Source organism: Streptomyces sp. bgisy100 (assembly GCF_057709105.1).
In genome coordinates this window covers 45058-63496 of sequence record NZ_JBYITE010000043.1, presented here as the reverse complement: position 1 = coordinate 63496, position 18439 = coordinate 45058, and the positions used below count along the sequence as shown (strand labels likewise).

At 73.5% G+C, this 18439-nt stretch carries 18 protein-coding genes and 1 pseudogene; 9 read left to right on the top strand and 10 right to left on the bottom strand.

The features are described from left to right. A partial coding sequence (locus AC3EQ1_RS24560) for an NsdA family TPR-like regulatory protein (RefSeq protein WP_488187174.1) occupies window positions 1-471 on the bottom strand: 471 nt, incomplete at its 3' end. Window positions 472-698: 227 nt separating this feature from the next. Between AC3EQ1_RS24560 and AC3EQ1_RS24555 the strand changes: the two genes are divergently transcribed. The 5 genes from AC3EQ1_RS24555 (at window position 699) to AC3EQ1_RS24535 (ending at window position 5687) form a co-directional block, all read left to right on the top strand. After that, window positions 699-1112, top strand: a complete 414-nt coding sequence (locus AC3EQ1_RS24555; RefSeq protein ID WP_432096499.1) for an ATP-binding protein — start codon at window positions 699-701, stop codon at window positions 1110-1112. 304 nt (window positions 1113-1416) lie between these two features. Then, window positions 1417-2118: a hypothetical protein gene (locus tag AC3EQ1_RS24550; RefSeq protein WP_432096498.1), complete on the top strand. Its 702-nt coding sequence runs from the start codon at window positions 1417-1419 to the stop codon at window positions 2116-2118. 102 nt (window positions 2119-2220) lie between these two features. After that, on the top strand, window positions 2221-2985 hold the full coding sequence (locus AC3EQ1_RS24545; protein ID WP_432096497.1) for a DsbA family protein: 765 nt from the start codon (window positions 2221-2223) through the stop codon (window positions 2983-2985). Then, entirely contained in the window at window positions 2982-3809 is an 828-nt protein-coding gene (locus AC3EQ1_RS24540; protein WP_432096496.1) for a cytochrome c biogenesis CcdA family protein, read from the top strand. Before AC3EQ1_RS24545 ends, AC3EQ1_RS24540 begins: the two co-directional genes overlap by 4 nt. Before the next feature lie 366 nt (window positions 3810-4175). Further along, a complete protein-coding gene (locus tag AC3EQ1_RS24535; RefSeq protein WP_432096495.1) occupies window positions 4176-5687 on the top strand; it encodes an FAD-binding oxidoreductase in 1512 nt (503 codons plus the stop codon). 78 nt (window positions 5688-5765) lie between these two features. Here AC3EQ1_RS24535 and ribA read toward each other — a convergent pair whose 3' ends face one another. Then, complete coding sequence (gene ribA, locus AC3EQ1_RS24530; RefSeq protein WP_432096494.1) at window positions 5766-6419, bottom strand: GTP cyclohydrolase II; 654 nt, start codon at window positions 6417-6419, stop codon at window positions 5766-5768. A gap of 217 nt (window positions 6420-6636) precedes the next feature. Between ribA and AC3EQ1_RS24525 the strand changes: the two genes are divergently transcribed. Beyond that, the gene (locus AC3EQ1_RS24525) at window positions 6637-7374 is read left to right on the top strand and encodes a creatininase family protein (protein WP_432096493.1); all 738 of its coding nucleotides are present in this window, start codon (window positions 6637-6639) and stop codon (window positions 7372-7374) included. 211 nt (window positions 7375-7585) lie between these two features. After that, a pseudogene (locus AC3EQ1_RS24520) lies at window positions 7586-8245 on the top strand (RibD family protein); the annotation flags it as partial. 108 nt (window positions 8246-8353) lie between these two features. Here AC3EQ1_RS24520 and AC3EQ1_RS24515 read toward each other — a convergent pair. The 5 genes from AC3EQ1_RS24515 to AC3EQ1_RS24495 all read right to left on the bottom strand — a co-directional run bounded on the left by AC3EQ1_RS24515 (window position 8354) and on the right by AC3EQ1_RS24495 (window position 12897). Then, entirely contained in the window at window positions 8354-9358 is a 1005-nt protein-coding gene (locus AC3EQ1_RS24515) for a lysylphosphatidylglycerol synthase transmembrane domain-containing protein (protein ID WP_432096492.1), read from the bottom strand. Beyond that, window positions 9358-10272, bottom strand: coding sequence for a methyltransferase domain-containing protein (locus tag AC3EQ1_RS24510; RefSeq protein WP_432096491.1), 915 nt, complete (start codon window positions 10270-10272; stop codon window positions 9358-9360). Before AC3EQ1_RS24510 ends, AC3EQ1_RS24515 begins: the two co-directional genes overlap by 1 nt. After that, window positions 10269-11339: a glycosyltransferase family 4 protein gene (locus AC3EQ1_RS24505; protein WP_432096504.1), complete on the bottom strand. Its 1071-nt coding sequence runs from the start codon at window positions 11337-11339 to the stop codon at window positions 10269-10271. Before AC3EQ1_RS24505 ends, AC3EQ1_RS24510 begins: the two co-directional genes overlap by 4 nt. 47 nt (window positions 11340-11386) lie before the next feature. Continuing rightward, the gene (locus tag AC3EQ1_RS24500) at window positions 11387-11785 is read right to left on the bottom strand and encodes a 6-pyruvoyl trahydropterin synthase family protein (protein WP_432096490.1); all 399 of its coding nucleotides are present in this window, start codon (window positions 11783-11785) and stop codon (window positions 11387-11389) included. A 119-nt stretch (window positions 11786-11904) separates the two neighbouring features. Then, the gene (locus tag AC3EQ1_RS24495) at window positions 11905-12897 is read right to left on the bottom strand and encodes a zinc-dependent alcohol dehydrogenase (protein ID WP_432096489.1); all 993 of its coding nucleotides are present in this window, start codon (window positions 12895-12897) and stop codon (window positions 11905-11907) included. A gap of 109 nt (window positions 12898-13006) precedes the next feature. Here AC3EQ1_RS24495 and AC3EQ1_RS24490 point away from each other — a divergent pair, with 109 nt between their 5' ends. Next, the gene (locus AC3EQ1_RS24490) at window positions 13007-13819 is read left to right on the top strand and encodes a CDP-alcohol phosphatidyltransferase family protein (RefSeq protein WP_432096488.1); all 813 of its coding nucleotides are present in this window, start codon (window positions 13007-13009) and stop codon (window positions 13817-13819) included. Window positions 13820-14092: 273 nt separating this feature from the next. Here the strand turns inward: AC3EQ1_RS24490 and AC3EQ1_RS24485 are convergent, their stop codons facing one another. Further along, window positions 14093-14869, bottom strand: coding sequence for an alpha/beta fold hydrolase (locus tag AC3EQ1_RS24485; RefSeq protein WP_432096487.1), 777 nt, complete (start codon window positions 14867-14869; stop codon window positions 14093-14095). 111 nt (window positions 14870-14980) lie between these two features. Between AC3EQ1_RS24485 and AC3EQ1_RS24480 the strand changes: the two genes are divergently transcribed. After that, on the top strand, window positions 14981-15808 hold the full coding sequence (locus tag AC3EQ1_RS24480; protein ID WP_432096486.1) for a helix-turn-helix domain-containing protein: 828 nt from the start codon (window positions 14981-14983) through the stop codon (window positions 15806-15808). 142 nt (window positions 15809-15950) lie between these two features. Here the strand turns inward: AC3EQ1_RS24480 and AC3EQ1_RS24475 are convergent, their stop codons facing one another. Beyond that, entirely contained in the window at window positions 15951-17456 is a 1506-nt protein-coding gene (locus tag AC3EQ1_RS24475; RefSeq protein ID WP_432096485.1) for a cryptochrome/photolyase family protein, read from the bottom strand. Window positions 17457-17959: 503 nt separating this feature from the next. Further along, a complete protein-coding gene (locus tag AC3EQ1_RS24470; RefSeq protein WP_432096484.1) occupies window positions 17960-18406 on the bottom strand; it encodes a hypothetical protein in 447 nt (148 codons plus the stop codon). Window positions 18407-18439 lie beyond the last annotated feature (33 nt).

Genomic DNA, 18439 nt, shown 5'->3' with positions numbered 1-18439 from the left:
CGCCTCGGCGGCACCCGCGAGCCCGGCCCGTTCCAGTGCCCCGTGGCCTCCTCTGGCGGCGTCCAACGCCGTCAGGGCGTCCAGGCCACTGCGGAGGCGCATCACATCGGTGGTGCCGACCGCGTAGGGTCGGGCCGCGACCAGGGGCACGGCTGCCGCCGTCGCCCCGGTGGTGGCGGTCAGGAAGTTCCTGCGGTGCACAGGGGCCTCCGTCCTGGTAACGCTCGGTCGGCCCGCCGGAGGGGTGAAGCCCAGCACCTCGGCGGTACGGCCGAATATGACCTCCAGCGCTTCGCGCTGTCGAGGGTGGGGCCAGCGGGACTTTCCGGTCAGCCAGTGGCGCACCGTGCGGTCGCTCACGGTGCCTTCCCTGCCGAGGGACCGAAGGTAGTCGTTCACGGCCTCCGCCAACTCGACCTGTGTCAGACCCGCTTCATTGAGCGCGGCCGCCAACTGTTCGTTCGCCTGCACGTCTTCACGGTAGCGAGGTAGCCGGGATCACGGCGCCGGACCGGCCATGAAATTTCCGGTTTCCCGCACTGCACGCCGAAGCGAACTTTCCTCACAGTCTGTCACCATCCGTCGTTCACTGAGTGACAGGCGGCCGCCGAAGGGACAGTTCGGCGGCCGGCCGGAGTGGCCCGTGCCCGCCCCCGTCGGGGCGGGCCGCACCGCCCGATCACTGACGAGGGTTCCTGATGAACGTGACCACCACCTCCCGCGCGACCGGACACCCCGGATACAGCGAGACCCTGCCGCGCGAGCCCGGCAGCGCCGCCACCGCCCGGCGCCTGGTGCGCGTCGCACTGGCCGCCTGGGGCCTGGACGACGTGGCCGAGGACGGCGCTGTGATCGTCTCCGAGCTGGTGTCCAACGCCGTTCGGCACGCGCGGCGCGAGAGCATCCGTGTGGTGGTCGAGCGCACCGCCGTGCGAACCGTCCGGGTGGCCGTCGCGGACTTCTCCCGTGCGCGGCCCGTACCGCGAGCCCCCGGGAACGGCGAAGAGGGCGGGCGCGGCCTGTTCCTCGTGGCGGCGCTGGCGGCCGCCTGGGGCACGGACGAGCGGCAGTGGGGCAAGGTCGTGTGGGCGGACGTGGAGGGGCGAGGATGAGCGTCGTGCGGCGGACCTCCTGGGTGGGCAACCGGTCCCGGGGCCGGGCTCAGCCGTTGCGGTCGCCCAGGCCTGGTTCACCACGGCGGTCGCCCCGGCGGCCACCGGAGCCGGGACGCCCTGGGAGGCGGCCCGGCTGGCGGCGCACCGGGCGGCGGTCACCGACGCGGTGCGCCGCTTCATCGCGCCGGGGTAGGAGCAGCGTCCGGGACGGGACCGGAGCGTTGCCGGTGACCCGCTGGTGCCCCCGCCGGGCGGGAGTCGGTAGCATTCCGGAGCAATTCCCCCTGGACGAGGACGGCTCATGAGCACCACCCCGGCACGACGGCGCGCGACCGCCGTCGTCGTGGGTGTGCTGCTGGCGCTGACCGGCGTGCTGCTGTGCAAGCCGTGGGTACCGGCCGGCCCCCCACAGGCCGCCGCAGCCCCGGCCGGCACAGCCCCGGTGGACGCAGCCCTGGTGGACGCAGCCCCGGCCGACACCGCCCTGACCGCCGCGGACCCGACCCTTGCGGTCCCGGCCTTTGCCCCGCAGGCCGAAACCGGCCGGGCGGACGCGGACCGGGACGGGGACGGGGACGGCCGGGCGGCCCCGGATCAGCGAGCCGACCGCTTCCCGGAGGATGTCCAACAGCCGTCACCGGACGGCGATGCACGCCACCACGGCCCCCGGGCCGCGGCGCACGACCGGACGGCTCCGGCAACGGCCCCGTTCCGCACCGATGTCGACGACTCCCCCCGCATAGACGACCCCACCGGACTCGACGGCTCCACCCGAATCGACGGCTCCGGCGGACCGGGCTGTCAGGAACGGGACCGGGACACCGGCCCCCAGCCCGCCGTGCCACCCCGCAGCGGGCCCTCGCAGGACCATGTGTCCCTGCTGGCGGAACGGCCCTCGCCCGACTGCCGGACCGTGCTGAGCGTGGTGCACACCCGGCCGGCCATGACCGCCGCGCCGCTCACCGCGCCCACCCCGGTCGAACTCTCGGTGCTGCGGGTGTAGACGACGCCGGGCCCCCGCCCGTGCCTTCGTCCCCCGTACTTTCCCCGGTGCCCGCGGCGCTCAGCGCTCGCGTGCTCCGTCCTGCACCCTGAGGAGATCCTCATGGCTCCGGCCACCCCATCCGGTCGCAAGACCTCCCGGCGCGGCATCGTCATCGGTATCGGTGTCGCGTTCGCCGCGCTGCTGCTCGGCTTTCTGTCCCAGTTCGCCACCGGCTCGTCGGACGGCTCCGGCGGTGCCGGCGACACCGCGTCCGACGCGGGATCCTCCAGTTCCGAGGCGGACACCTACGCCCAGTTGGCGAAACTGGCCCGCCGCGACCCCGGCGACAAGCTGGCGCAGGGCCGCGCGGACGCTCCCGTGGTCATGATCGAGTACGCGGACTTCGGCTGCTCGTTCTGCGGGAAGTTCGCCCGCGACACCGAACCCGACCTGGTGAAGAAGTACGTCGACCGCGGGGTGCTCCGCATCGAGTGGCGCAATCTGCCCATCTTCGGCAAGGCCTCCGAGCGGGCGGCGCGCGCCTCCTGGGCAGCCGGCCGGCAGGGCCGGTTCTGGGAGTTCCACAAGGCGGCCTACGCGGATGAGGACTCCAAGGCCAAGGGCTTCGGCGCGGACCGGCTCGACGCGCTGGCCCGCGAGGCGGGCGTGGACGACCTGAGGCGGTTCCGGAACGACCTCGACAGCGCGGCGGCGCGGAAGGCCGTGCGCCGCGACCAGCAGGAGGGCTACCGGCTCGGGGCCTCCAGCACACCGTCGTTCCTGGTCAACGGGCGTCCCATCGCCGGGGCCCAGCCGCCGGAGGCGTTCGCCCAGGCGATCGACGCGGCACGGGAGGCGGCCGGCCGGAAGGCGGCCGGGAAGTGACCGACATCGGCTACCTCGCGGCGTTCCTCGGCGGACTGCTGGCGCTGCTGAGCCCGTGCAGCGCCCTGCTGCTGCCCGCGTTCTTCGCCTACTCGATCGACTCGGCGTCCCGGCTGCTGGCCCGGACCGGCATCTTCTACCTGGGGCTGGCGACGACTCTGGTCCCGCTGGGTGCCGCGGGTTCGCTGGCCGGGCGGCTCTTCTACGGGCACCGGGACCAGTTGGTCACCACGGGCGGCTGGCTGATCATCGCCCTCGGCGCCGCCCAGATCCTGGGGCTGGGCTTCACGTCCCGGAGGCTGCAGGCCGCATCCGGACGGATCCGGCCGACGACCGCGCTGTCCGTCTACGCGCTCGGCGCGGTCTACGGGCTGGCGGGCTTCTGCGCGGGACCCATCCTCGGCAGTGTGCTGACCGTGGCGGCGGTGCACGGCTCTCCGGCATACGGCGGTGCGCTGCTGGCGGTGTACGCGCTCGGCATGGCGATGCCGCTGTTCCTGCTGGCGCTGCTCTGGGAGCGGTTCGACCTGGGCCGTCGCCGCTGGCTGCGGGGCCGGCCGCTGCGCGTCGGACGGCTGGAACTGCACACCACGTCCCTGTTGTCGGGGGCCTTCTTCATCCTGCTGGGCACGGTCTTCCTGGTGTACGACGGCACGTCCGCGCTGCCCGGACTGCTCGGCGTGGACGACTCCTACGAGGCCGAGCGGTGGGCGCAGCGGGTCGGGACGGCCGTCCCGGACGGTCTGCTGCTGGCCGGGATCGTGGCGGCCGTGCTGGTGGTGCTGCTGGTCCGAGGGTTGCGGAGCCGCAGCAGGGAGCAGTAAACGGGGCCCGCCGACGGGCCGATGGGCTCGGGCCGCTCGTTGCGCCGTCGCGCGTACGGGCGGCCCGAATCCGTAGGCCCGATTCCTTGGGGCCCGGCTCGGTGGGACCCGGCTCCGTGGGAACCAGCTCCGTGGGAACCAGCTCCTTGAGGCCCGGCTCCTTTGGGCCCGGGCTCCTTGAGGCCCGAATCCGTGAGTCCTGCGCCTCTCCGGGCTGATGATCAGTGCGGCCGTCCGCCGCTCAGGAGACGGGCGTTCGTCGATCGGGTGATGTCCGGCCGGCAGGCCGTGGCTCGCCGGTCGTGGCGGGCGCGAGCCGGGAGACTGCTCCCGCACCGATGGTCACGCTGTGAAGTGGGTGGGCAAATGCGGCCGGTCAGCCGACGACGGGTACTCCAGGGCAGTGCGGTCACCGCCACGGCGGTGACGGGCGTGGCGGGCTCCCCGTTCGCCGGCTTCGGGGGGCTGGTCCAGGCCGCTCCGCGCGGGACCGTTCCCGACTCCGCGTGGGAGGAGTTGAACCGGTCGCTGGACGGGACCCTCATCCGGCCGGAGGACGACGGCTACAACACCTGGGGACACCCGCAGAACCTGCGGTACGACGCGAAGCGGCCGGCGGGCGTGGCGGTGTGCCACACCGCACGTGACGTCCGGACGTCCATCCTCTGGGCCGCGCGGACCGGGGTGCACCTGGCCGCCCGCTCCGGGGGCCACAGCTACGGCGGGTACTCCGCCACCACCGGGCTGCTGGTGGATCTGGGCCAGCTCGACCGGGTCCGGGTGGACCGGCGGGAGGGCACCGTCACGGTCGGTGCGGGAGCCCGGAACACCGATCTCTACAACGCCCTGCAGCCGTTCGGCGCGGCCGTTTCGGCGGGTCGGTGCCCCACGGTGGGGATCAGCGGGCTGACGCTGGGCGGCGGCTTCGGCTTCAGCTCCCGGATGCTGGGCCTGACCTGCGACAGTCTCCTGCGGACCACGGTGGTGACGGCCGCGGGCAATCTGCTGGAGAGCGACGCGGTCCGGCACTCCGATCTGTTCTGGGCGTGCCGGGGCGGGGGCGGCGGGAACTTCGGCATCAACACCGGGTTCACCTTCCGTACGACCCCGGTCGACCGGGTGTCGGTGTATCAGCTCGACTGGGACTGGGAGGATGTACCGGCGGCGTTCGCCGCGGTCCAGGCCCTGGTCATGGCGGCACCGAACGCCTTCTCCTGCCGGATCGGCGGCGGGGCCGCCGGCCGGACCCGGAAGGAGATCCGGTCCCGGCGGACCCTGTCCGCGCTCGGGCAGTACTTCGGCCCGGCGGACGAACTCCGGGAACTGCTCGACCCGGTGCTGCGTGCGGCGCGGCCGCAGCGGGTGCTGATCGAGAACCGGAGCTTCTGGCAGGCGAAGGACTTCTTCTACCACAGCGTTCCCAGCGGCCGGTACGCCGTGAGCTCCCGGTACCTCGACCGCCCGCTGCCCGACCGGGGTGTCGAGGCGTTCGTCGACGCCGTCGACGTCTGGCCCGGCAGCTCGAACCCGGACGGGGCGGGCATGGCGATGTTCGCCTGGGGCGGGGCCATCGGCGACACCGGCCCCCGGGAGACCGCGTTCTGGCACCGCTCGGCCCACTTCCTGCTCGCCACCGAGACGACCTGGGCGGAGCAGGACCCACCGTCCCTGGTCCGCGCGAACCTCGACTGGCTGAACGCGCTGAACCACGCCCTGGAGCCGTACGACAACGGGTACGCCTACCAGAACTTCATCGATCCGGCGCTGCGCGACTGGAAGCGGGCCTACTACGGCGGCAACTATCCGCGGCTCACCGAGGTGAAGCACGCCTACGACCCCGGGAATCTCTTCCGGTTCCGGCAGAGCATCACGGGCTGACCGCGCGCGGCGGCGCCCCGGACCGGCCGGTCCGGGGCAGGCCGTGCGCCGGCCGGCGGCGCCTGACACGCCGCGGGGTCACTCGGCCACGCCGTCCAGGTGCGGCAGATAGTGCTCCAGGCGCTCCCGCTTGGCCCGCAGGTAGCGGATGTTCTCCTCCGAGGGCGGCATCAGCAGCGGCACCTGCTCGGCGATCTTGACGCCGTGGCGCAGCAGCGCCTCGCGCTTCAGCGGGTTGTTGGACAGCAGCCGCACGGACCGCACATCGAGGTCGTGCAGCATCTCCGCGGCCACCCGGTAGTCGCGGGCGTCGACCGGGAGCCCGAGGGCGAGATTGGCCTCGACGGTGTCCAGGCCCTCGCTCTGCAGCTTCATCGCCTGGAGTTTGGCCAACAGGCCGATGCCCCGCCCCTCGTGGCCGCGGAGGTAGACGAGAATGCCGCGCCCCTCGGCCGCGATGGCGCGCAGCGCCGCGGTGAGCTGGTCGCCGCACTCGCAATGCGTGGACCCGAAGCCGTCGCCGGTGAGGCACTCCGAATGCACGCGGGTGAGAACCCCCTCCCCTCCCTCCACATCGCCGTATACGAGCGCGACTTGTTCTTCCCCGCTCGCTCGGTCCAGATAGCCTATAGCGAGAAAATCGCCGTGCACGGTAGGCAGTCGGACATTTACCACGCGCTCGGCGCCTTGCGGCCGAGTACTGCCGTCGAACACGACATCACTAACTGTCATGGCGGGATCCTACCTCTGCCGGTAATCGCTCAGCTGTGTAGGCGAACAATGCCATAAGAACGCCAACGAAGCACCCCCGCCATCCAGTTCGGCCGACGTTCCGGCAGGTCCGCGTAGGGTACTCCTGCGGGCGCGTTCGGAAAGGCCGGTTGCGTCCGCTCATTCTGGCCGCCCGGCGGCGGCACCCGCAGCGCAAAGAACGAAAGGCCGGAAAGACATGAGCGGTTCGGGAACGCACGAGCGGGCCTCGGGCCTGCTGCCGCGGAGCACCACCGAGGAGGTCCGGGGGCGGCGGCCGGCCGTCGCGATCCTGCCCGTCGGCAGCTTCGAGCAGCACGGCGCCTTCCTCCCGCTGGCGACCGACACGGTGATCGCCTGCACCATCGCACGGGAGATCGCCGCAGCGTACCCGGTGTTGCACCTGCCTCCGGTGACCGTCTCCTGCTCCCACGAGCACGCCGACTGGCCGGGGACGGTGAGCATCTCGGCCGCCACCCTGCACGCCGTCGTGGGGGACATCGCGGCCTCGCTGCGGCGGTCCGGCATCGGATCCTTGATTCTGTTGAACGCTCACGGCGGGAATTACGTACTCCGTAACGTGGTTCAGGAATCTGCCGGCAGTGGCACCCGCATGGCACTTTTCCCGGGGCCCGCGGACTGGGATGCCGCGCGGAACCGGGCCGGTGTACAGACGTCCTCGCACAGTGATATGCACGCGGGAGAACTGGAGACGTCCATCCTGTTGCACGCGCATCCGGAACTGGTCGGAACCGGCTATGAAACGGCGGACTGTCTTGCCGACGACCGCCGGCATCTGCTGAGTCTCGGTATGGCTCCCTATACGGAGTCCGGGGTGATCGGCCGTCCTTCCCTGGCGTCCGCGGAGAAGGGAAAGGAGTTGCTGGCCGGTCTTGTCGATTCCTTCGACGAGTACCTCACGCTTCTCACCGCATAGCAGACATTCACCCCGTCCTGTCCCTTTCCGTGAGGCCCCCGGGCCGCCGGTGACAGGATGCATTCCGCATGCCCCGACAGGCCTGCCCCGACAGAGGGGACGGACACCGCGGCCTACCCGCGGCACCTCTCCCGTGACGAAAGGCACCCATGACCCGATCGACCGACTCCGCCGTCGTCCCCCGGCCGGTCCGTCCCCGGCAGGTGACCCGATGACCGGCCCCGCCGAGGAGCGCCGCGGCGCCCCGCTCGACGCCGGGAGCGCCTGGGACCGGCTCCGCGGAATCCGCTCCGCGGCGGACGCCGAGGCCACCGGGCTGGTCCCGGACGGGAACGGCACTCCGCGCTGGGGGCAGGAGGCCTCGCCGGAGGCGGCGCTGCTGGCCGACCGGTATCTGCCGCTGTGCCTGGGCGGTCCGCGGCTCGCCGTCGCCCAGCTCGGGCAGAGCCTCGACGGGTTCATCGCCACCCGCACCGGCGACGCCGACTACGTCACCGGCGAGGAGGACCGCTGCCATCTGCACCGGCTGCGGGCCCTGGTCGACGCGGTGGTCGTCGGCGCCGGGACGGCGGTGGCGGACGATCCGCAGCTCACCGTGCGGGCCTGTACCGGGGTGAGCCCGGTGCGGGTGGTGCTCGACCCGGACGGCCGGGTGCCGCTGCGGCGCCGCGTATTCACCGACGGGGCCGCACCGACCCTGTGGGTGGTGGGCGCCGGCCGCGTGCAGGAGCGCACCGTGCCGGACGGGGTCGAGGTGCTGACCCTGCCGGACCGCGCCGCGTTCGCTCCCCGCCGCCTGGTCGAGGCCCTCGCCCGGCGCGGTCTCGGCCGGGTGCTGATCGAGGGCGGCGGCGTCACCGTCTCCCGCTTCCTGCACGAGCGCGCCCTGGACCGCCTCTATGTGACCGTGGCTCCGGTGCTGCTGGGGGACGGCATACCGGGGCTCCGCTTCCCCGGCACGCCGGTGATGCGCGATGCGCTACGCCCGCCGGTGCGCCGCGCCGCTCTCGGCGAGGACACGCTCTTCGAACTCGATCTGCGGGCGCTCCCGCCGCAGCCGGGCGACGAACGGACCGGCGAGCACGCCGACGCCGGGCAGGCTCGCGGCGAAGGCCAGCACGCCGTACACCACGGAGACGGTCAGTCCCTGAGCCGCGCCTAGTCCGGCGGCCCCGAACGCCCAGGCGGTGACGCCCTCCCGCGGCCCCCAGCCGCCGACGTTCAGCGGCAGGGCCATGGCGAGCAGCGCGAGCACCGCCAGGGGCAGCAGGGCCGCGACGGACGCCTGCGACCCGGCGACGCGGGCGGCGAGGACGAACATGCCGAGGTGTCCCGCGAGCACCGCCAGCGAGGAGACCACCACGCCGGGCCAGAGGTCGCGGGCGAGCAGCGCCCGGCGCGCCTCGGCCAGCACGGCGCGGCAGGCCCGGCTCCGGCGGGAGGTGCCGGGCCTGCCGCGCAGCCACAGGACGGCGGCGGCGCCGGCCGCGCCCAGCAGGGCGAGGGTCACGACGGCGCCGGGGGTGGTCAGCGCGTCCCGGACGGCCGCGGACGCCGGGGACAGCGGGGTCAGCACCACGGCGGCCCCGACGGCGATCAGCGCCACCTGGCCCGCGGCCCGTTCGAGAACCACCGCGCGCACCCCCCGCCCGAGGTCGCCGGCGTGCTGCCCGTGCTGGACGGCGCGGTGCACATCGCCGAGGACACCGCCGGGCAGTGCCGCATTCAGGAACAGCGCCCGGTAGTAGTCGGCGACGGCCCGGCCCAGCGGCAGCCGAAGGTCCAGGCCCCGGGCGACCAGGCACCAGCGCCAGGCGCTGCAGACGGTGGTGAGCACGCCGAGGGCGACGGAGGCCAGCAGGGCCGGGCCGTCGATCCTGCGCAGCCCGTCGAGGAACGCGCCGGTGCCCAGCCGCCACAGCAGCACCGCGAGGATGGCCACGCCGGCGAGGGTGCGGAGCCGTTCCCGTGCGGTACGCGACATCACGCGCCCGCCGGGGGCAGGGCGAGCAGGTCGCTGTGGTGCACCACCACCCGCAACTCCCCCGCCGCGCACGCCGCCAGGCGGCGCCGCAGATACTCCTCCGCACGGGCGGCGAGGTCCGGGCGCTGTTCGCAGGCGGCGGCGACCCAGCCGCGGAGCCACTCCGCCGCCAGCGCGGACGCGTCGGGGCCCAGCCGCCACGCACTGCTGGCGACCCGTACCGTCGCGCCCGCCGCTTCGAAGGCGCCGGTGGCGGCGGCGACGGCGTCCGGCCCCAGCAACTCCTCGCGCCGCTGGTGGGCGTTGAACGCGTCGGCGATCTCCGCGTCCAGCGGGTCGGCGGGGGTGATCTCCACCCGCCCGACCACCGAGAGCGCCAGCAGGGCCGGGCACCCGGCGCCGGTGCAGGCGGCGACGAGCCGGTCCAGCTCCTCGGGGGTGAGCACGTCGAGCAGCGCGGATGCGGTGACGAGCGAGGTGCCCGCCAGGGCCTCCGCCGTCAGGCCGGCGATCGGACCGCACGCGGTGGCCACGGTGACGGGGCTGCCGTCGGCCGCCCCGGACGGTGCCGACGCGGCGGCCCGGGCGAGCAGTTCGGGGTCGTGGTCGTGCAGGATCCAGTGCTGGGCACCGGGCAGGCGGGGCGCGAGCCAGCGGCCCATGGAGCCGGTGCCGCAGCCGAGGTCGCGGACGACCTGCGCCCCGTCCCCGGTGTCCCGTCGGCCGGACGCCAGGTGGTCGCGCAGCGGGCCGAGGAGTGCTCCAGCTCGGGCGGCGGCGTCCGCGGGCTCCCGCAACTGCAGCCACTCCGGGGCGTAGCGCGTGGTGTCGTCGTCGAGTCCGTCCGCGGAGTGCGGGGCGGCGCCTGCCGCGTCCTGCGGGGTGTGCGGTGTCGTGGTGTCGGTGGTGCTCATGCGGCCCTCCGGGGCTCCTGTCGAAGCTGTTCCAGCACTCCGGCGAGACGCTTCGCGGTGCTGTCCCACCCTTCCAGCGTGCTGCGTCGCCGCCGGGCGGCGTCCCGCAGCCGGCTGCGCAGACCGGGCTCCTCCAGCCAGCGGCGGAGCGCCGCGGTGAGCGCGGCCCGGTCGCCCGGCGGCACGAGGATGCCCGGCACGGTCCCGTCGGGCGCCCGGCCGACGGCCTCCGGGAGGCCGTCCACGGCGGTCGCCAGCACGGGTGTGCCGCGCGCCAGGGCCTCGGTCACGACCATGCCGTAGGTCTCGGCGTAGGACGGGAGGACCAGCAGGTCGGCGGCGGCGTAGCAGGCGTCCAGTTCCGCGCCGGAGCGCGGCCCGACGAGCCGCAGCCGCTCTTCCAGGCCGTGTTCCTCGACGAGTTCGCGCAGCCGGGCGACGTGCGCGAGATGCTGCTGCAGGCTGCCGACGCAGTCGCAGGTCCAGGGCAGGTCGGCAACGGCGGCCAGCGCCTCGGCGAGCCGGTGCTGCCCCTTGCGCGGCGTGACCGCGGCGACGCAGAGCAGCCGGGTACCGCCGTCGGTGCCGGGCGCCTCGGGCGCGAGGTCGACGCCGGGGGCGGCGACATGGACCCGGGCGGCGTCGAGCCCGTGGTGGGCCACCAGCCGACGGCCGGCCCAGGTGCTGGTGGCCACCACCGCCGGTACGGCGCGCAGGGTGCCGCGCTCCCGTGCGTCGAGGTCCGCGGCCAGGGCGGGGGCGAGCCCGGTCTCGTCACCGAGCGGCAGGTGCACCAGGACCGCCAGCCGCAGCCGCCCGGCCTCGGGGCCGACGATGTCGGGGACGCCGCAGGCCACGAGGCCGTCGAGGAGGACGACGGTGCCGTCCGCGAGGTCCGCGAGCAGCCGTGCGAGATCCCGGCGCGCGGCGGTTCCGGCCTGCGGCCAGGTTCCCGGGACGGTGTGCTCGCGGACCTGCCAGCCGGCCGCGGGCAGGTCCTGGCAGATCCGGCGGTCGTAGGTGTTGCCGCCGCTCGGGGCGGCCGGGTCGTCGACGTCCCCGGGCATGACGACGTGCACCGTGCGCGCGTCGTCCGTCGCGGGGCCGGCGCCGTTCACAGCGGGCGCTCGTAACTCGCCCAGGCGACGTGGGACTCGTGCAGGGTGACCGTGATGCCGTCGAGCCCGCGCGCTCCTTCGCCGAGCGCGCCGGCGTGGACGCGGTCGGCCAGCCGGTCGGCGACGACCTTGGCCAGGGCCTCGGTGGAGGTGTTGACCCCGGTGAAGTCGGGTTCGTCGTCGAGGTTGCGATAGTTGAGGTCACCGAGCACGGCGGCGAGTTCCTGGCCGGCCAGTCCCATGTCGACCACGATGTTGTCGGCGTCGAGTTCGGCGCGGCGGAACGAGGCGTCCACGATGAAGGTCGCTCCGTGCAGGCGCTGTGCCGGGCCGAAGACCTCACCGCGGAAGCTGTGGGCGACCATGAAGTGGTCGCGGACGGTGACGCTGAACAACGGATGCCCCTCCGGGATTCTTGTGCCCCTGGGCGGGGCACGGGTGGCTCACCCGGGTCCGTGGTCCGGGCCCGGGTCGGTGCGTGTGCTGATGAGTACGGACCGGGCCGCGCTCCTGCTCAGACCGGATTCTCCGAGTCCTCGTACCGCACGCGGTGGCACAGCGCCGGGAGGTCGCCGGAGGCGAGCCGCGGCATGACCGCGGGCAGCTCGTCGAAGGCGCACTCCCCGGTGATCAGCGCGTCGAACGCCGGGTCGGCGAGCAGCTCGAGGGAGAGCGCGAGCCGGTCGGCGTAGGTGCGGCGGGAGCGCCGCGCCGGGGACACCGCCCCGACCTGGCTGCTGCGCACGACCAGGCGGCGCGAGTGGAAGGCCTCGCCGAGCGGCAGGCTGATCCGGCGGTCGCCGTACCAGCTCATCTCCAGGACCGTGCCGTCCGGGTCGAGGAGTTCGAGGGAGCGGGCGAGGCCGGCCTCGGTGGCGCTGGCGTGCACCACGAGGTCGAGGCCGTCCGCGGCCTCCTCGGGGAGGGCGAAGTCCACGCCGAGGGCCTTGGCGATACCGGCCTTCGCCGGGTCGGCGTCGACGAGCTGGACCCGGACGCCGGGGTAGCGGTTCAGGAGTGCGGCGACGCTGCAGCCGACCATGCCCGCGCCGACCACGGCGATCCGGTCGCCGATCATCGGGGCGGCGTCCCACAGGGCGTTCACCGCGGTCTCGACCGTTCCGGCCAGCACGGCCCGGTGCGCGGGTACGGTGTCCGGCACCGGGGTCACGGCGTTCGCCGGGACGACGAAACGGGTCTGGTGCGGGTAGAGGGAGAAGACCGTCCGGCCGAGCAGTCCGGGCGGCCCGTCCTCGACGCGACCGACGTTGAGGTAGCCGTACTTGACCGGCCCGGGGAAGTCGCCGTCCTGGAAGGGGGCGCGCATCGTGGCGTGCTGGCTCTCGGGAACCCCGCCCCGGAAGACCAGGGTCTCGGTGCCGCGGCTCACCCCGGAGTACCGCGTCCGCACCAGGACCTCGCCGGCGGCGGGCCCGGTGAGGGGGGCCTGCCGGATCTCGCCGTGGCCGGGAGACCGGAGCCAGAAGGCGCGTGCTGTGCGCTGCATCGACATCCTCCTGAACGGTCGGGCGCTGGCTCACGTACGTACGTCGTGACGAGGGCGCGGTCACGATACGCGGCCCTCACGCAGCTTGTCACACAACGGGAGGAGGCCCATGGCCGTCTACGAGGGCTACGGCACCCAGGTGTTCCACCGGGAGACCACCACGGGAATGGGCGCGCAGCTGGCCCTGCTGGGGCTGCTCTGGACAGCGGTCGGACTGGGTCCGGCCGGCTGGCTCACGGGGGCGGTCTTCGCGGTGTCCACCTGGGTGGTGCTCACCCGTGCCCTGCGCCGGTCGTGGACCCGGTCGTTCGGACCGGCCAACGGCGTCACGCTGGCCCGCGCGATCCTGGTGGGGGGTGTGACCGCGCTGGTCGCGGACTCCTTCGTGCGGCAGCCGTCGGTGGCCGTCCTGGTCGCCCTGGCGACGGTGGCGCTGATCCTCGACGGGGTGGACGGCCAGGTCGCCCGGCGCACCGGGACGGCGACCCCGCTCGGCGCGCGCTTCGACATGGAGGTCGACGCGTTCCTGATCCTGGTGCTCAGCGTGCACGTCGCGACGGCGCTGGGGCCGTGGGTACTGCTGATCGGCGCCATGCGCTACGCGTTCGTCGCCGCGGCCCGGGTGCTCCCCTGGCTCAACGGGGCGCTGCCGCCGAGCACGGCCCGCAAGGCGGTGGCCGCCTCGCAGGGGATCGCCCTGGTGGTGGCGGCGGCCGGGATCCTGCCGCAGGCCGCGGCGTTCGCGGTGGTCCTGACGGCGCTGGCGCTGCTGGTCTGGTCCTTCGGGCGGGACATCGCCGGGCTGTTCCGGGTCCGGGAGATCCCGGCCACCGCCGGAGCGGCGGCCTCCGGCACGACGGCCCCCCAGGTCAGGGCGCCCGAGGTCACGGCCCCCGAGGCAACGGTCCGGCAGGCGGCCTGACGGCCGAAACCAGGGCGGCCCGAACAGGCGGGGGCTTAGAACTCGCGCAGATGGGCAGACAGGGCGTCTGCTCAGGGGCGAGGTAAGGGCGCGCGTTCCAGCGGTGAGTCCTCCATGCTGGGCGGATCGGACTACGTACGGTGATGACGACGTCGGCGAGGTCGAAGAAGGCGTCAATCACGGTGAGTCGACGCGGTACAACGCGGCAGGGCCTGTCCCGGCCCCGTGGGCGGGTGATCAGGGGCACAGCCCGTCGTCGGGCCGCGGGGACGGTCAGGCTGCCGGCGCGAACGCGGTGATGGCGTCGACGAGGTCGGCCGGGGCTTCCAGCGGGATCAGGTGACCGGTGTGGGGGACCACCACGAAGTCGGCCTGGGAGAGGTAGGGCACCAGGTTGTCGCGGAGCACGCCGACGGGCTCCACCTGGTCGTGTTCTCCGGCGACGACGAGAGCGGGCACGCTGACCATGCGCGTGTGCTCGGTGATGTCCTGCGCGATGCCGCGCTGCGGCCACTCGGCGCGGGCGGCGTCGGCGACGGTCCGCGAATCGGTCACGATCTGCGCCTTGACCGGAGCGGGCAGCTCGGTCGCGGTGAGAACGTGATCCCGTGCCCCGGCCACGGACTCGGCGGAGTCGTAGGCGTGCGACAGGGCTTCCTGGTACTCGGGAGTGACCTGTGCGGCGGGCTTCGCCGGGCCGGAGCCGACGAGAACGATGCCGCGCAAGCCGGCGGGCCGGGTGGCCGCGACCAGCTGTGCGACCTTACCCCCCATCGAATGCCCCACCAGGACGTAGTCGGTGACCCCCGCATCCGCGAGCACGGCGAGCGTGTCGTCGGCGAGCTGACCGAGCGTATAGGGACCGGGCAGAGCGCTCGACCGGCTCCACCCGCGGAAGTCGACCGTGAGCACGTCACGGCCCGCCAGGCGGTCGACGACGAGGTCCCAGGTGCGGGCGGAACCACCCCAATAGTGCAGGAACACCAGAGTCGGCCCGGTCCCCGACCGATGGTCGTAAGCGGGCAGAAGCGTCTGCTGCGTCGTGTTCATGATGGCTCTTCCGGTCGATGCTCCAGGCGATTGCCCTGTGCATTCATGGAAACTTCTGCACCCGGACGGGGCATCGGCGCGACTGGTCGCCCGATGGTGAAAACTGGACACGTGAGCGTGATCCGGCAGATGACCTACCAGCCCGCAGGACGCCGCGCCGCCTCGGTCGAGACGATGACGTTCGGCCGCCTTCGCGAGCTGAACGACGCCGGCACGCAGCGCGCCGACTTCCACGTCCTTGCCGTCATCGACGCCGGACCCGGATCGGTCACGGCCGATTTCCACCTCCACCCGCTCCAAGACCGGTCCGCGGTGTGGATTCCCCCCGGCGCGGTGCACCGGTGGGACGACATCACCGAAGTGGCAGGGCACCTCGTGCTGTTCGTGCCGACCGCGCCGGTCACCCACACCACCCGAGAACTCGTCGCCTCCCCGGACCTGGCCGCGCACTGGAGCATCCCCGACGCCGACTGGCCCTTCGTCGACACGGCGCGCAGCCATCTCCTCCTCGAAGCATCCGCCCCGCCCAGTGACTCCTCGACGGAGCTGCCCGAAATCCTGCTCTCCGCGCTCATCACCCGGCTGCACCCACCGCACGCCGAAGCACGGCTCACACATCCGGTGTTCCGGGCCTTCCGCTCCAGCGTCGAAGCGCACTTCCGGCAACACCACGACGCCGGCTACTACGCCCGTGCGCTGGGATACGCGCCCCGCACCCTCTCACGAGCGGTGCAACAGGCCACCGGCCGCACCGCGAAGGCGTACATCGTCGAACGGATCACCCTGGAAGCCAAACGGCTCCTCGCACACGACCGCCTCACCGCCGCCCGCTGTGCCGACGTACTCGGCTTCTCCGACGCATCCAACTTCTCGGTGTTCTTCCACAAGGCCACAGGCAAACGCCCGGGCGCGTGGCAGGCGACGGTGGCCGCCGAGTGAGGAGGTGCCCACAAGAACACTCACATCTGTGATCACGTGGCGTCACAACCCCATGATCACCGGAACTCCGCGCTCGCCTCTCTGGCGGTCGTTGGTTCCCGGCCCGCCACGAGGAGCGCTCCGGCCGCGGGCTACGGGGACGTCACGGCGGACGGTCCCCGCGGGCGCGCTCCCGGCGGACCACCTCGGGCAGGTCGGCCAGCCGGTCCAGCCCGCGCAACGGCTGCCGTATCCGGGCGTTGCCGGCCAGCTCCGTGCGGTGCCGGTCGAGGAACCACCAGTACCCCGCGGAGTACGGGCAGCCGGTGTCCCCGGTGCGCTCGCCGGGCCGGTAGGCGCAGGGCCCGCAGTAGTCGCTCATCCGGTTGATGTAGGGACCGCCGCAGACATAGGGCTTGGTGGTCATCCGGCCGCCGTCGGCGTACTGGGACATCCCGATGACGTTCGGCAGCATCACCCAGTCGTAGCCGTCGACGAAGCTGCGGTGGAACCAGTCGGTGACCTCGGCCGGATGCCAGCCGCGCTGCAGCGCCCAGTTGCCGAGCACCATCAGCCGGGGGATGTGGTGCACCCAGCCGCGGTCGCGGACCTCGGCGAGGACCCCCGACAGGCAGCGCGCGGTGACGGCGTCCGCGTCCAGCTCGGTGAACCAGCCGGGCAGCGGCCGGTGATGGCGCAGCGCGTTGCCCTCCCGGTACCGGGGGCCGAAGTGCCAGTACACCTGCCAGACGTACTCGCGCCAGCCGGCGATCTGCCGGACGAAGCCTTCGACCGCGTTGAGCGGTGCGTTCCCGGAGCGGTAAGCGCGCTCGGCGGCGGCCAGGCACTCGTCGGGGGTGAGCAGCCCGAGGTTGAGCGGGGCGGAGAGCAGGCTGTGGCTCATGGCCCAGTCGTCGGCGAGCATGGCGTCCTCCCACCGGCCGAAGGTGGGCAGGCGCCGTTCGACGAAGGCGCGCAGGGCCCGGCGGGCCTCGGCGCGGTCGGCGGGGAAGGTCCGCGGGCCGTCCCCGCCGACGAAGGAGACCTCCCCGGCCCGCTCCCACCGGTCGAGGTCGGCGCGGACCTCGTCGTCGATGGCGTCCTCGCGCGGACGGTAAGGGCGGGGCACCGGCAGGGCGGAGGCGCCACGGGGCGGGGGCTCCCGGTTGTCGGTGTCGAGGTTCCACCGGCCGCCGGCGGGCCGGTCGCCGTCCATCAGCAGATCGTGGCCGCGGCGCACCGTGCGGTAGAAGTCCTCCAGCCGCAGTCCCGAGCCGCGGGTGCCCTCCGCCCACCGGGCGAATTCCTCCCGGGGGACGAGGAAGCCGCGCGGCGGCAGCACATCGGCCTGGTCCAGGGAGTTCACCAGGGCGAGGGCGGCGTGCGAGGTGGGGTGGTGGACCGTCACCCGGGCGTCGCCCACGGCCCGGCGCAGCCCCTCCCGGTAGGTTTCGGCCTTGATGTAGCGCACGGTGTCGCCGAGTTCGGCGGCGCGGTGGCGCATGGCGGAGAGCAGCAGATGCGCCTTGGCCCGGTGGAAGCGGCGGCGGCGCAGCACGGCACGGGACTCGATCATGACGAGGGTGGTGTCCGGCGGCGCGAAGTGCGGGCCGAGCTGGTCTCCGAAGATCCAGTGGAACGGGGCACTCCGGGCGGGGTGACGGGCCATCCGGCGCATTATGTCCTGACGGGTGGTCAGCTCAGCGGAGGCGGCGGCACGGGCGGTTCGCGGCGCGGGGAGAGGACCCGGCGGGGGCGGTCGGCTCGGCGAGGGGCGGCGTGGAAGCCCGACACGGCGGTCTCCGCCGTGCACGGAAGCCCGACACGGCGGTCTCCGCCGTGACCGACAGGTGCGGAAAGAGGCAGCGGTTCCCCGAACAACCCCCGTGCGTTCGGGGAACCGACATTCCTGATCGGGTGCCAGGCGGCGTACGGTCCTCGCCCGCCCCGACGCGGCGGCGCCGGCGGTTCGATCCGCGGCTCCTCGGTCGGCTCACCCGAAGGCAGGCGCACCCGGGGGCCGGTGGCTTCGAGCCGGTCCGGGGTCCGAGGTGCGCTGACGAGGTAACGCTAGGCGAGGCGGTCACCTGCGTCAAGTTCATTGGACAGCTGATGGACAGTCGGAAAACGGAGGAGGTGTGGGGTGACCGGGCCGGGCCCCGGTCACCGCCGTCAGGTCTCGCCGCGCGAAGGGTGGGGAGCGGCCGCCGCAGCGGGAGCGGCTCCGTCGGCCGCCCGTTCCCTGACCATGCGCAGCGCCCGCTCGATGGCTTCGAGCTCCTCGGGCCGCAGCAGTGCGAAGCGGTACGCCAGAGCCTCGTCCAGCCGCCCGTCCCCGTCGCACGGAGCGGCGGTCACGGGAACGAAGTAGGAGGGCGGCAGCCCGAAGAAGCCGGCCAGCATGTCCCGCGTCTTGTCGGTGATGTTGGTCGCGTCACCGCTGAGGATGTTGTGGACGTGGCCGTGCGAGATGGTGGCGCCGTCGTTCGCCTCCCGGATGCACTGGGTGAGCTTCCGGACGGACGGCACGTTCCCCCGGCCGTACTTCTCCTCCAGGAGGCTCCACACCGTACGGGCGAGCCACACCCCGGAGGTGTCGCCCGACGCGGCTGCGTTCATGCCCGGCGACCTCCCCTCAAGCGCCTGCATGTC